The 13,432-nt window shown below is 47.8% G+C and carries 16 protein-coding genes and 1 other annotated feature; of the genes, 15 read left to right on the forward strand and 1 reads right to left on the reverse strand.

Annotated elements, in window-relative coordinates:
- Positions 1–138: 138 nt before the first annotated feature.
- On the reverse strand, positions 139–834 hold the full coding sequence (radC, locus tag Q0339_RS00810; protein WP_298076870.1) for a DNA repair protein RadC: 696 nt from the start codon (positions 832–834) through the stop codon (positions 139–141).
- Between the two features lie 184 nt (positions 835–1,018).
- On the opposite strand from radC, the gene Q0339_RS00815 reads away from it, so the two are divergent.
- The 15 genes from Q0339_RS00815 to mutS all read left to right on the forward strand — a co-directional run.
- A complete protein-coding gene (locus tag Q0339_RS00815; RefSeq protein ID WP_298076871.1) occupies positions 1,019–2,041 on the forward strand; it encodes a rod shape-determining protein in 1,023 nt (340 codons plus the stop codon).
- A 22-nt stretch (positions 2,042–2,063) separates the two neighbouring features.
- On the forward strand, positions 2,064–2,900 hold the full coding sequence (gene mreC / locus Q0339_RS00820; RefSeq protein WP_291453915.1) for a rod shape-determining protein MreC: 837 nt from the start codon (positions 2,064–2,066) through the stop codon (positions 2,898–2,900).
- Between the two features lie 2 nt (positions 2,901–2,902).
- On the forward strand, positions 2,903–3,445 hold the full coding sequence (mreD, locus tag Q0339_RS00825) for a rod shape-determining protein MreD (protein ID WP_298076872.1): 543 nt from the start codon (positions 2,903–2,905) through the stop codon (positions 3,443–3,445).
- A gap of 118 nt (positions 3,446–3,563) precedes the next feature.
- The gene (locus Q0339_RS00830; RefSeq protein WP_298076873.1) at positions 3,564–4,007 is read left to right on the forward strand and encodes a MarR family winged helix-turn-helix transcriptional regulator; all 444 of its coding nucleotides are present in this window, start codon (positions 3,564–3,566) and stop codon (positions 4,005–4,007) included.
- The gene (locus Q0339_RS00835; RefSeq protein ID WP_298076874.1) at positions 4,004–4,735 is read left to right on the forward strand and encodes an ABC transporter ATP-binding protein; all 732 of its coding nucleotides are present in this window, start codon (positions 4,004–4,006) and stop codon (positions 4,733–4,735) included. The genes Q0339_RS00830 and Q0339_RS00835 overlap by 4 nt, the downstream gene beginning before the upstream one ends.
- A complete protein-coding gene (locus Q0339_RS00840) occupies positions 4,728–6,245 on the forward strand; it encodes an ABC transporter permease/substrate-binding protein (protein ID WP_298076875.1) in 1,518 nt (505 codons plus the stop codon). The genes Q0339_RS00835 and Q0339_RS00840 overlap by 8 nt, the downstream gene beginning before the upstream one ends.
- Positions 6,246–6,353: 108 nt before the next feature.
- Positions 6,354–6,427 (forward strand) — a sequence feature (ribosomal protein L21 leader region).
- A 36-nt stretch (positions 6,428–6,463) separates the two neighbouring features.
- A complete protein-coding gene (gene rplU / locus Q0339_RS00845) occupies positions 6,464–6,772 on the forward strand; it encodes a 50S ribosomal protein L21 (RefSeq protein ID WP_298076876.1) in 309 nt (102 codons plus the stop codon).
- 5 nt (positions 6,773–6,777) lie between these two features.
- Positions 6,778–7,122, forward strand: a complete 345-nt coding sequence (locus Q0339_RS00850) for a ribosomal-processing cysteine protease Prp (RefSeq protein WP_023391945.1) — start codon at positions 6,778–6,780, stop codon at positions 7,120–7,122.
- 13 nt (positions 7,123–7,135) lie between these two features.
- Positions 7,136–7,426, forward strand: coding sequence for a 50S ribosomal protein L27 (rpmA, locus tag Q0339_RS00855; protein ID WP_070755088.1), 291 nt, complete (start codon positions 7,136–7,138; stop codon positions 7,424–7,426).
- A 162-nt stretch (positions 7,427–7,588) separates the two neighbouring features.
- Positions 7,589–8,860, forward strand: a complete 1,272-nt coding sequence (locus tag Q0339_RS00860; RefSeq protein WP_298076877.1) for an FtsW/RodA/SpoVE family cell cycle protein — start codon at positions 7,589–7,591, stop codon at positions 8,858–8,860.
- Positions 8,850–9,233 (forward strand): YlbG family protein, encoded by a 384-nt coding sequence (locus tag Q0339_RS00865; RefSeq protein ID WP_298076878.1) that lies wholly within the window; start codon positions 8,850–8,852, stop codon positions 9,231–9,233. Before Q0339_RS00860 ends, Q0339_RS00865 begins: the two co-directional genes overlap by 11 nt.
- Positions 9,230–9,796 (forward strand): 16S rRNA (guanine(966)-N(2))-methyltransferase RsmD, encoded by a 567-nt coding sequence (rsmD, locus tag Q0339_RS00870; protein ID WP_298076879.1) that lies wholly within the window; start codon positions 9,230–9,232, stop codon positions 9,794–9,796. The genes Q0339_RS00865 and rsmD overlap by 4 nt, the downstream gene beginning before the upstream one ends.
- A 12-nt stretch (positions 9,797–9,808) precedes the next feature.
- Positions 9,809–10,318: a pantetheine-phosphate adenylyltransferase gene (coaD, locus tag Q0339_RS00875; RefSeq protein WP_298076880.1), complete on the forward strand. Its 510-nt coding sequence runs from the start codon at positions 9,809–9,811 to the stop codon at positions 10,316–10,318.
- 110 nt (positions 10,319–10,428) lie between these two features.
- Positions 10,429–11,229 (forward strand): TIGR00282 family metallophosphoesterase, encoded by an 801-nt coding sequence (locus Q0339_RS00880; RefSeq protein WP_298076881.1) that lies wholly within the window; start codon positions 10,429–10,431, stop codon positions 11,227–11,229.
- A gap of 18 nt (positions 11,230–11,247) precedes the next feature.
- The coding region (mutS, locus tag Q0339_RS00885) for a DNA mismatch repair protein MutS (RefSeq protein WP_298076883.1) at positions 11,248–13,432 on the forward strand (2,185 nt) is incomplete at its 3' end.

Consider the following 13,432-nt stretch of genomic DNA (forward strand, 5'->3'; position numbering starts at 1 on the left):
CGCGATCTTACTAAACATAAAATATAAGTTTATTATAGCACTCACCATACAAATTGCAAGCGTTATACTAAAAATAATTGGAAATACTATGCATATCTATTAAAGATACTGACGCAACTTATTGGTTGTACGGACAATTTAGTGGAATAGTTTAGTCGTTTCCCGCAAGCTAATATAGTCATCATGGCCAATAATAAAGTGATCTAGCAGTTCGATGCCCATCAAATCGCCACATTGAATCATACGTTGGGTGAAGTGCAGGTCAGCCTGAGAAGGCTCAGGATCCCCAGAGGGATGGTTGTGGGCGATGATGAGGCGGGCAGTCGGATACTTGACGGCTTCCTTGAAGATTTCGCGGGGATGGGCCACGCTAGCATTGACCGAGCCAATAAAGATAATCTGTTGGCGAATGACCTGATTCTTGCTGTTTAGGAAGAGGGCCATGAGGTGCTCCTGTTGCATATCGCAGAGGGCGTCATGTAACCACTGGCCAGCAGCTTTGGTGGAGGTAAGGGTGCCCAGCTTAGGTGGCCGCTTTTGGGCAATGCGTTGGCCAAGTTCGATGCAGGCTTGAAGTTGGATGGCCTTGACGGGCCCGATGCCCTTAATGGCTTCAAACTGATCTAGACTGGCAGACTTGAGCTCGCTCAAGTCCCGAAAATGGGTCAGGATAGCTAGGGATAAGTCTAGGACTCCCAAGTCTTGACTGCCGGTCCCTAACAGGATGGCCAGCAATTCTTGGTTAGAGAGGGCCTTGGCGCCAAAGTTGACCAGTCGTTCCCTGGGTAGGCTATCGGGAGGTAACTCTCTTAGGTAGCTGACAGTTTTTCTCATAAAAATCACTCCTCATATATATATAGCCCAAAGGGGTGGCGTTCGCATTTTTTAGGGCCAAGATTTTTAAGGCGGAGGCGTGTCAGGCAAATTTCAAATATTTCAACGGTCAAGAGTAGAATGAAGGGGGCTTTTTTGCTATAATGGATTGTAGCTATAATTTCTAGTGAAGGAGGACATCTTAATGGCTTTATTCGGCAAGCAACGCTTAGGGATTGATCTAGGGACCGATAATACCATCATTTACATTGAGAATAAGGGCATTGCGTTAAGAGAACCTTCTATTATCGCAATCAATTCAGAAACCAAAGAAGTCGTGGCTTATGGCAAGGAGGCAGCGGCTTTAGTTGGGCGTACGTCCGACAAATATGAAACCATTCATCCCATCCAAGATGGGGTCATCGCAGATTTTTCCTTGACCAAGCAACTCTTGGCTTTCTTCATCAAGAAGGCCCTCCACCGCAGTTTGTCTAAGCCTGAGGTGGTTATCTCAGTCCCAAGCAATATTTCCAAGGTTGAGCGTCGTGCCGTTGTGGATGCCCTCAAGGACCTAGGAATTGGCCGGGCTATGATTATTGATGAATCTTTCTCGGCAGCCGTAGGGGCTAATTTGCCGATTTATGAGCCACGTGGCCATCTCCTAGTCGATATTGGCGCGGGGACTACTAATATTGCCCTAATTTCCTATGGTGAAGTAGTCAAATCCTTGACCTCGCGGGCAGCAGGTAATGCTATGAACCAAGCCATTAAGGAATTAGTGCGAACCCATTACCACTTGGTGATTGGGGACCAGGCAGCGGAAGACTTGAAGCTGTCCATTGGTAATGCCGCTTATGCAGATTATGACAAAGAAGATACCCTGGTCGTCAAAGGCCGTAATTCGGGCACTGGTCTGCCTGACAGCAAGGAAGTCACAGCAGCCGTTGTGGCCCAAGGCCTAGACGAAGTCATTCGCCAAATTGCGATCGGCATCCGCCAGGTCTTAGAAGTGACGCCGCCTGAATTGGCTGCGGACATTAGCGAGAATGGCATTGTCTTAACCGGGGGCGCAGCCCTCTTGAAACGCCTGCCTGAACGCTTGCATGATAGCGTGGGCGTACCCGTTCATTTGAGTCAGCAGCCTATTGATGCCGTGGCGATTGGGGCTGGCAAGATGCTTAAGACTATGACTGACCAAGCCAAAGAAAAAGAGCGGAATGCGCGTTAGGCAGAAAAGGAGATATACTTGAATGTTAAATAATAAGAAATTAATCTGGATACTCCTGTCTGCCATCGCAGTAGTATCCGTGGTCGCCTACACCATGATTAATGGGGCCAACAATGCGGTGACCAGTGCCATTAATGATGCGACCGCCTGGGGTGGCCGTCTCTTTTCTGAGCCGGTCTCCATGGTCGTGCGCTTCGTGGATTCAGTCGACAACTTGATTAACACCCATGAAGAAAACCAACACTTAAAAGAAAAAATCGATAAGATTTACGAACTCCAAGTGCGGGTAGCCGATTTAGAGGCTGAAAACGGCAAGATGAAGCAAGAACTTAACTTGACCGAGTCCCTGTCCGAATATACCACTGTTCATGCGACCGTTATTGCCCGGAATCCCGATCAATGGATGGAGAGTCTGGTGATTAACGTAGGGGCTAACGAGGGCATCCAGAAGAACATGTCGGTTATGTCTGGTAACGGCTTGATTGGCCGTATTATCGAAGTTAACCCAACCAGTTCTAAGGTCCTACTCCTGTCCAATGAACAATCCAATGACGGTAAGGTAGCGGCTAGCATTCAGATTAAGTCTGGTTCAGCCAACGGCATTATCTCCGGCTATGACCGCAAAACTAAGGAATACTTGATGACGCAAGTTGACCCAACTGTTCAAGTGGCAGCCGGGGACTTGGTTCAGACCTCTGGCTTAGGGGGCGTGACGCCATCTTCACTCTTAATCGGGGAAGTGACCGAAGCCAAGATGGATGACTATGGTCTCTTCCAAACGGTTCGGATTAAGCCAGCCGGTGAAATGACAGATATCCGCTTTGTGACGGTTATTAAGCGTCAGGGACGGAGTGAGTAAGTATGAAGGTTACTAGAGAACGCAAATTACGTTGGTTTATCCCGCTAGTCTTCTTCTTCTCCATTATCATCGATTCCGCCTTGCCAGCTATCTTCCCAGCTGAGTTTTTGGCTGATAGTCAGCGGATTGTCAGTCATCTTATGCTCTATTGGGTCATCACCTTTGCTTTCTATTTCCGTGAGCGTGAAGTCCTCCTCTATAGCCTCTTGTTTGGGGTGGTTGCAGATAGCTATAACACGACGATTATTGGGGTTTTCGCCTTTGGCTATTGGTTCATCGCCTATTGTGTGACTCGAATTAAACGTTATCTGCCTAAGCGTGGGTTGGTGCATTTTATGCTCTTTATCGTCTTAATCAGTCTCTTGGACTTTGCTATCTTTGTCTTCTATCGGGAGACAGGCTATACCCAGGTGACCTTGAGTCGCTTTATTATGGAGAACTTGGTACCGACCTTGATTTTCAATACGGTCCTATCCTTTGTCCTCTATTTCCCAACCCGGTCTATTCTGACCTGGTTAGGTTACGAGAATTACTATATCGTTTAAAACTGACTCCGTGCTTAGCGCGGAGTTTTTTGATGGGTGGATATAGTCAAATGTTTTGACTAACTTTGAAATTATATGCTAAGCTAGTCATAAGGTAAATTGAAGGAGGAGGGTGACCATGACAAAATCACCAATTGATCGCCGCTATATACGGCTCTGGGACCAACAAGTGTGTCTCTTTGAATGCTATGCCCGCCGGGTGGGCCTCCAAGGTAAGAGTCTGGTCATCTTGCTCTGGCTCTATCACTCGCCAAATGGCTGCTCACAAGGTTATCTGGCCGAGAAGACCCAGTCCACCAAACAGGTAGTCCACGCTACTATTAAGAGCTGGCTAGCCAAGGGCTATGTCAGCCTATGTTCAAACACGAAAGACAAGCGGCAGAAGAAGGTGTGCCTGATGCCAGAGGGTTTGGCCTTTGCTGAGCCTATTATCAGCCGCCTACATGCCATGGAGCAAGCGGCTATAGCTGATTTTTCGGAGCAAGAATTGGACCAGCTGGTCGCCTTAAGCTCACGCTATGCAACCGCCTTAGAGGCTCAAATGAAGGAGATGACCTTATGATAAGATTTGAAGCAGTAAGTAAAGAATTTGACGGGGCACGAGCCCTAGATAATTTGACTTTTGAGATAAAAGCAGGGGGGTTTTTCATCTTAGTTGGTAAAAGTGGGAGCGGCAAGACCACTACGCTTAAGATGATTAACCGCCTGATTGAGCCGAGTCAGGGCAAAATCTATCGGAATAATCAAGCCATTAAAGACCTTGACCTTAGAAGCTTGCGCCTGGATACGGGTTATGTCCTCCAGCAGGGGGCGCTCTTTCCAAATTTGACGGTGGAAGAGAATATCGAACTCATCCCTGAAATGAAAAAATGGCCCAAGGCCAAGCGTCAGCAAGCCGTCCAGGACTTAATGACTAAGGTAGGCTTGGCGCCAGACAAATATAAGGGCCGTTATCCAAGTCAACTGTCAGGTGGGGAACAGCAGCGGGTAGGGATCCTGCGAGCTATCATCTCTCAGCCTCAATTATTGTTAATGGATGAACCTTTTAGTGCCTTAGACCCCCTTTCTAAGACCCAGCTCCAGGATTTAATCAAGCAATTGCACCAAGAATTAGGCTTGACTATCGTTTTCGTCACCCATGATATGCAGGAAGCTCTTAAATTAGGGGACCGGATTTGCGTCATGCACGAAGGGCAGATTCTGCAAATGGCGGATCCTGCCACTATCCTAGCAGAACCAGCTAATGAGACAGTCGCCCAATTCTTTAAGGGAGGTGAGCAGCATGCATAACTTAGTAGAGGTCTTTATTAATCGTTTTGGTGATTGGCAGACGGCTATTTGGCAACATCTGCAAATATCCTTGGCGGCCCTCTTGCTAGCCATTTTGATTGCTGTACCACTCTCCATTATTCTGGTTAACTATCGTCGTTTGGCGTCTTGGATGCTGCAGTTAACGGGGATTGTGCAGACAATTCCCTCACTGGCAATCTTGGGCTTACTGATTCCCTTTATTGGGATTGGAACTCTGCCGGCCATTGTGACCCTAGTGGTCTACGGGCTCTTTCCAATTGTGCAAAATACCATCACTGCCTTCTGGGAGTTAGACCCTCAACTGGAAGAAGCAGCGACAGCCTTTGGTATGACGCGTTGGGAAAAACTACGTAAGTATCAGCTTGCTCTGGCTATGCCGGTCATGATGTCTGGCATTCGGACGGCCGCCGTCATGATTATCGGGACTGCGACTTTGGCGGCCTTGATTGGGGCGGGAGGCTTGGGTAGCCTCATTCTCTTAGGGATTGACCGCAATGATTCTGCCTTAATCTTGATTGGGGCCATTAGCTCGGCATTCTTGGCAGTGGTCATTAGCTTAATTCTGGGAGGGCTGACAAAGCGGCGTCCTAAGACCTTGCTTTTAAGCTTCTTAACAACAGCGATCTTAGTGGTGGCAAGCTTTGCCCAACCTTATTTCCTACCAATGGGTAACAACAAGCTAATTATTGCAGGTAAATTAGGGGCAGAACCTGACATCTTGATTCATCTCTATAAGGAGTTAATTGAACAGGATAGCCACCTGCAAGTCGAAGTCAAGCCAAACTTTGGTAAGACCTCCTTCCTCTATGAAGCCCTTAAGGCCGGCAGTATCGATATCTATCCTGAATTCTCCGGGACCATTACAGCTTCGCTGCTAACCAATCCACCCCAGGTGACCAATGACCAGGAAGCCGTCTACGAGGCGGCGCGGGATGGCATTTACCAGCAGGATAAGTTAATTTATCTCAAGCCTATGGCCTACCAAAATACCTATGCTATCGCGGTCAAAGAAGCCTATGCCATGGAGCATGGCTTAGAGACCATATCGGACTTGAAGAAGGTAGAATCGACAGCTCGCACTGGTTTTTCCTTAGAGTTTAATGACCGTCCTGATGGTAAAAAAGGGCTAGAGTCCCTCTATGGTCTAAAACTTAACATTCAAACCATGGAACCGGCCTTACGTTATCAGGCGCTAGAACTGGATAAGCTGGATATCATCGAAGTGTATTCGACGGATAGTCAGATTATCAAGTATGGCCTCAAACTCCTACAAGATGATAAACATCTCTTCCCACCATATCAGGGGGCACCACTCTTACGAGAGGAGACGCTTAAGCAGCATCCTGAGTTAGAGGGCATCCTCAACAAACTTCATAAGAAGATTACGGCGACCGAGATGGCTACCATGAACTATCAAGTTGACGTGGAAGGCAAATCAGCCAAGGAAGTGGCCCATGACTTCTTGTTACGCCAAGGTCTTCTTAAGTAGGGTAAAAAAACTAGGAAATTAGGACTTGAACTTTTCTAAGAAGTCACTACTAGCAGTTGACTTTGCTAGCGGGATGGTCTATAATATGACTGTTGTTTATGTGTAGCACCACATCTGCAACCGCGCAAGTTGAGTCTAAGTGCCAGTTTTGGCCACTTAACATGGCGAGTCTAAGTGCAGGGGATCAACCCCGAAAGAAAAATAAAGGAGGTGCTTGAATGTACGCAATTATCAAAACAGGCGGAAAGCAAGTAAAAGTAGAAGTAGGTCAAACAATCTTCGTTGAAAAACTCAACGCAGAAGCAGGCGAAACTGTTACCTTTGACCAAGTAGTCTTAGTAGGTGGCGAATCAACTAAAGTTGGGACTCCATTAGTAGAAGGCGCTTCTGTAGTGGCTAAAGTTGAAAAACAAGGCCGTGCTAAGAAAGTCGTAACGTTTAAATACAAACGTCGTAAAGACTCTCATCGCAAACAAGGTCACCGTCAACCTTACACTAAATTAGTTGTTGAAGCGATCAACGCTTAATTCTTATGATTAAGATCAAAGGCCAAGTGGATACCAAAGGCGCTATCCGTCAACTGGAACTGTCCGGTCATGCCGGTGCAGGGGAGTATGGCGAGGATATTGTCTGTGCGGCAGTATCAAGCCAGGTTATCTCAGTAGAGAATTCACTTGAACGATTAGTCGGGCTGCCCTACGATGTCCAAGTCGATGAGGTAGCAGGTGGCTACTTGAAGCTGACGGTTCCGGCTTGCTCTAATAAGCAACAGGAGCATGATGCGCAAGTCTTATTGCGTCATTTGGTGTATGCTTTGGAAGTCCTAGCTGACAATTATCCAGAGTTTATACACCTGAAGATTAACCAAGCAAAATAGGAGGTGCTCGAGAATGTTGAAATTAAACTTACAATTATTCGCCCACAAAAAAGGGGGGGGTTCGACTTCTAACGGTCGTGACTCTCGTGCAAAACGTTTAGGTGCTAAGGCAGCTGACGGCCAAACCATCACTGGTGGTTCTATCTTATACCGTCAACGCGGTACTAAAATCCACCCAGGGGTAAACGTTGGTAAAGGTGGCGACGACACATTGTTCGCATTAGTGGACGGCGTGGTACGTTTCGAACGTAAAGGTCGCGACAAGAAACAAGTTTCTGTCTACCCAGTAGCAGTTGAAGCTTAATAATGAGAGAGGTTAGGACTTGGTCCTAGCCTCTTTTTTGCTTCTTATTGAGTGTAAAATCTGGATCTATGCCCATTTGCCGGGCTTTTGAGTAGCTATGGGTTTCTTCATGCTCAGTCCTATGGTATAATATGTGTACTATGTAGGGAGGCCTATCACAGCATGCAAAAAGCAAAGCATCCGAATCATGCCAAGCAGTCAGGACAGCACTTCTTGGCCCAGATTCGCTATAACTTCAGCCGTATGGATTGGTGGATACTCTTGATTGTCGGTCTATTGAGTGTCTATAGCCTGATTATGGTCTATAGTTCAACACAATATTTATTGGAGAACGGGGCAACAGTTCCCATGCCGCTGCATTATCTTAGCCGCCAAATGTTTGGGATTGGCTTAGGGCTAGCGGTATCGGCAGTGGCTATTTGCCTGCCTTATCGACTCTATATTGAGCCTTTCTGGCTCTTTATAGCCAATGGCCTGATTGCCTTCTTAATCTTACTGACGCGTTTTATCGGGGTATCCGGTGGTGGGGCCAAAAGTTGGCTCAGCTTTATGGGCTTGAACTTCCAACCAGGTGAGTTGGCTAAGATTGGTTTGATTCTCTTGATGGGCATTCTTTGTGTCAAGTCAAGACGTGAAGTGCTACTAACTAAAGAACGTTGGTTTGCCAATATGGACTATGAATCTGTCATTTCCATCGGTTTGATGCTTTTGGATTTAGTCCTCATTTTTTTCCAGCCTGATATGGGGATGTTTATGATTATTTCAGCCACTTTATTGTTGGTGGCCTTAGCCTTAGTCATGAATAGCAAAACCCAAAAAGGCGTCTTATTAGCACTTGCATTAGTAGGTGTCGGGCTTGTCACCTGGATTTATACCAATGCGGATAAACTGGCGACCAGTGACCATTATCAATTACGGCGCTTTGGTTCCTTTGTTAACCCCTTTAAGTATGCCAAGGCAGCGGGTTACCAATTAGTCAACGCCTATATCGCCATAAGTCGTGGTGGACTCTTTGGCCGAGGGATAGGGCATTCCTTGACCAAACAAGAAGGCTTGCCAGCGGGTCATACGGACTATATTTTGGCGGTGATTGGGGAAGAGTCAGGCCTAGTGGGCTTAGTCGTGGTAGTCTTACTACTATCGGCCTTAATTTTCCTCTGCTTCCGTTGGGCCGCCAAGAGTCAAGATACCTTCCGACGCGCTGTCTTCACCGGGATTGGCTGTCTGCTCTTAGTTCAATCAAGCCTCAATATCGGCGGGGTATCCGGCTTGGTGCCTCTGACCGGGGTTACCTTACCCTTTGTCTCCTATGGGGGGACCAGTATGGTCTTGACTATGATGTTGGTCGGGGTCTTACAAGTCATGATTATTGAAGAAAAGCGGGTCTTAGAAGCGCAAGTCTCGCAAGTAAAGGAGGACTATCATGGAATTTAAGATGGTCAAGCGTAAAGAGCTCATTGTCTGGCTCTATTCCTTGAAACAAGTCAAGAACATTCGAAAATACGGGCATGTTCACTATATTAGTGATCGTCTACGTTATGTGGTACTCTACGTTAATGCCAATCAAGTAGACCAAGTGACCCAACAACTCAATCGCCTACACTTCGTTCGTAAGGTGGAAGCTTCCATGCGCGATGACATTGATATGACCTTTAAAGATGCCATTCCTAACCGTAAGGATCCGGACCTCAAACCAGAGAGCGGGAAAGGCAACTTGGCCGGCCAACACAAGGATAATTTCTTATCTGATTTGGCCTCTTCACTAGATAAGAACGAGGCGGCCGCTGAGAGTGGGGCGCCAGCATGAGAGTAGTTGCAGGACGTTATGGCAGTCGTCCACTTAAGCCTGTTCCAGGTCTCAACACGCGGCCTACTACCGACAAAATTAAGGAAGCCATCTTCTCATCTTTGGGTGGCTTTTTTGATGGCGGCCTCTGCCTGGATTTCTATGGGGGGAGTGGAGCTCTGGCTATTGAAGCGGTCTCCCGCGGTATGGACCGCGCGATCATGACGGAAAAGTACCGTCCGGCCTTGCAGACCATTAAGCAAAATGTCGCCGTGACCAAGGAAGAAGACCGCTTCACGGTCTTAGCCGGAGACAATCGCAAGAGTCTTCAGAGCCTAAAAGTCTCAGAAGCAGACTTGGTTTTTGACCTAGTCTTATTGGATCCACCTTATGCCAAACAGAAACTGGTAGAGGATATGGAATGGCTACAAGCCCAAGGCTTAATCGACCCTGAAACGACCCTGGTCTGCGAGACCGATGATGTGACGGATTTGCCAGAGGTCATTGCAGGCTATCAACGCTATCAACACAAACGCTATGGCCAAACCCAGATTCATTTCTACGGGATGCCAGAAGCGGATTAAGGAGGAAGGCTTATGGCCGACAGACAAGAAACCGTGGCCCTCTTTGCAGGGAGTTTTGATCCCATTACCTTGGGACATGTGGATTTGATTGAACGGGCCAGTCGCCTTTTCAATCGTCTCTATGTAGTGGTGGGAGTTAATGCCCTCAAACAGCCACTCTTCAGCTTAGAAGAGCGCTTAGGTCATTTGCAGGCTTGCTTGGGTCATTTACCTAATGTGTCAATCCAGGTGCTAGAAGGCCAACTCATGGCCGACCTAGCCAAAGAACTTGGGGCCATCTGCCTAGTTCGTGGTCTGCGCCATTCAGGGGATTATGTCTATGAATTACCCATTGCCCAAGCCAATCGAGGCCTCAATCCTGACCTGGAGACTATTTTCCTGCAAGCCCAGCCAGCCTATCAGCACATTAGCTCTAGCCTAGTCAAGGAAATTGCCAGCTATGGCGGCGATTTGACCAGTTTGGTGCCAGCTAACCTTCTTGGTCCTCTCCAGTCTAAATATCAAAGTAAAATAAGCGACTGAATCTAGGGATTCAGCGCTTTTTTTAATGGGCTCAATGACGCCTTTTTCCTTTATTTTAGGGCTAAGGATTGGTAAAATAAAAGAGATGTCAAAAGAGAAAGAGGGAGACCATGAAGCTATTATTTGTTGGCGATATTGTGGGCACTGCGGGTATGGAGGCCTTAACTAGCTATCTGCCTTATCTTAAGCAAACCCACCGGCCCCAAGTAACCATCGTCAATGCGGAGAATGCCGCCGATGGCCGAGGCTTGACCGAGAAACTCTACAAGCAAATTTTAAGCCTGGGTGTAGAAGCTATTACCCTGGGCAACCATGCCTTTGATAACCGGGACCTCTATAACTTCATCGAAGGAGCCAAGCCTTTGGTCCGTCCGGCTAACTTGCCGGCCACAACGCCAGGCAAGGGTATCCACTATGTGCGCTATAACCAACATCAAGTGGCGGTCATAAATGTCCTGGGCACTGTCTTTATGAACCCAGTCACCAGTCCCTTTCTCATGATTGATGAACTAGTAGATCAGGCCCGCGAGCAAACGCCTTTTATCTTTGTAGATTGCCATGCGGAAGCGACTAGCGAAAAGTTGGCCCTGGCCCATTATTTAGATGGCCGTGTGTCGGCTGTCGTCGGGACCCATACCCATGTTCAAACTAACGATGCCAAGGTCTTGGCGGGAGGCACTGCCAGTCTGACTGACGTTGGCATGACAGGAGCTCAAGACAGTATCCTGGGCTTTGCGGCCAAGGAAGTCATTCAGCGCTTCACCAGCCAGTTGCCAAGACGCCTAGTTCAAGAAAGCAAGGGGCCACTGGTGCTCAGTGCCTGTCTGATTAATTTAGATGATAAGACAGGGCTCGCTAAGTCCATTGTTCCTATTCAGGTGACCCAGGAGTCCCTAAGCAAATACTATTAAGAAGGGAGGACACCCTCCGTGGCTGCAGAAGCTAAAATGACGCCCATGATGGCGCAGTATCATGAAATTAAAGCCCAATATCCGGATGCCTTCCTTTTCTATCGTTTGGGGGATTTCTATGAGATGTTCTTCGACGATGCCCTTAAGGCTGCCAAGATACTGGAAATTACCTTGACCTCTCGCAATAAGAAGGCTGACAATCCCATTCCCATGTGTGGGGTCCCTTATCATTCCGCCAAAGACTATATCAAACGTTTGATTGAGTCGGGTAATAAGGTGGCCATCTGCGAGCAGGTGGAAGATCCTAAATTAACCAAGGGCATGGTCAAACGGGAAGTGGTTCAAGTCATTACCCCTGGGACCCTTATTGAAGAAGAAGCTCTTGAGGTCAAGGAGAATAACTACTTAGTAGCCTTGCGCCAGGAAGGCAAGACCTTCTACCTGGCGGCCATTGATGTCTCCACTGGGGAAATCAAGGTCACCCAGACACCAAGACAAGCCCAGCTCTTTAGTGAGCTCTATGCCCTCAAACCAAGCGAGATAGTAGTCGATAGCAGTCTGGATACCGAGCTCAAAGACCAAATTATCCAGCACTTGGCCATTTATCTGTCTAGCTTTGACCTGACTGACCAGACGGAAGTTGGGACCCAGTGGGTGCTAGACCAAGCCAGCCCTCAAGAAGCCAGCCTCTTGAATCTCCTGCTGGCCTATCTCTACAGTATTCAAAAACAAGCTCTAGGTCATTTGCAGCCTGTTGTCCGTTATGCCTTAGCTGACTATCTGCAGATGAATCATTTTGCTAAAAGTCAGTTGGAATTAACCAAGTCTCTGAGAACAGGGCGTAAGAAGGGCAGCCTACTCTGGCTGATTGACCACACCAAGACGGCCATGGGTGGCCGCATGCTGCATCAGTGGCTAGAAAAGCCCCTGATTGACGAAGGTATTTTGCGCCAGCGCCACCAACAGGTCGCCCAGCTCATGTCGGCCTATTTTGAACGCTTGGACTTGATTGCGGCCTTTGAGACTGTCTATGACTTAGAACGTCTGGTGACGCGGATTAGTCTGGGGACTGCCAATGCTCGTGACGTGGACCATTTGCGTCAATCCCTTGGCCAGATTCCGCATATTAATCGGATTTTAGACGGACTCAATGCTAGCCAGAATCAGGTGCTCTTTGAGCGCTTGCCGGACTTTCAGGAGCTCTATCAGCTCATTGACACAGTTTTAGCGGATGAACCACCAATATCAGTGACCGAAGGCAATATCATTCGGCCGGGCTACCATGAGGAATTGGACCAATACCGGGATGCCTTAGCTAATGGCCACCAATGGTTGGCAGAATTACAACAACGTGAACGTGAAAGAACGGGGCTGAAAACCCTCAAAGTCGGCTACAACAAGGTTTTTGGCTACTACATTGAAATGAGCCGCCTTCAATCAGCTAACTTTGATGATCCGCGCTATATCCGCAAGCAAACCCTCAGTAATGCGGAGCGGTTTATTACGGAGGAACTCAAGCAACTTGAGACTACCATCCTGGGTGCCCAAGAAAAGGCCACCCAGTTAGAATACCAGCTCTTCACCGAGTTGCGCCAAGCCATTGCGGCTTATACAGGCCAGTTACAGACCTTGGCTAGCCAGATTGCCAGCCTAGATGTCTTGGCTAACTTTGCCAGTCTAAGTGAGCGGGAAGATTACTGCCAGCCAGAATTGGTGTCAGAAGCCAAGCATTTCCAACTGGAGGCTAGCCGCCATCCAGCCTTAGAAAAATTAATCGGTAAGGCTGCTTTTGTGCCTAATGACTTTGTCCTCTTACCAGACCAGCCTCTGCTGCTTTTAACAGGTCCTAACATGTCAGGGAAGAGTACCTATATGCGGCAGATTGCCTTCTGCGTCATTCTCAACCAGATTGGTTGTTTTGTGCCAGCCAAGTCGGCCAAGCTGCCAATTGTCGATAAGATTTTCACGCGTATTGGGGCTTCTGATGATATTTCCAGTGGTCAGTCGACCTTCATGGTGGAAATGATGGAAACCAATGTGGCCCTGCGTGAAGCAACGCCACGTTCTCTCCTGCTCTTCGACGAAATCGGACGGGGGACTGCCACCTTCGATGGCATGGCTCTAGCAGAAGCCATTCTTTATTATCTGGCTCAAGAAGTGCAAGCCGCTACCGTCTTCTCCACCCACTACCACGAATTGACTG

The sequence above is a fragment of the uncultured Abiotrophia sp. genome, assembly GCF_938010525.1.
Taxonomy (GTDB): Bacteria; Bacillota; Bacilli; order Lactobacillales; family Aerococcaceae; genus Abiotrophia.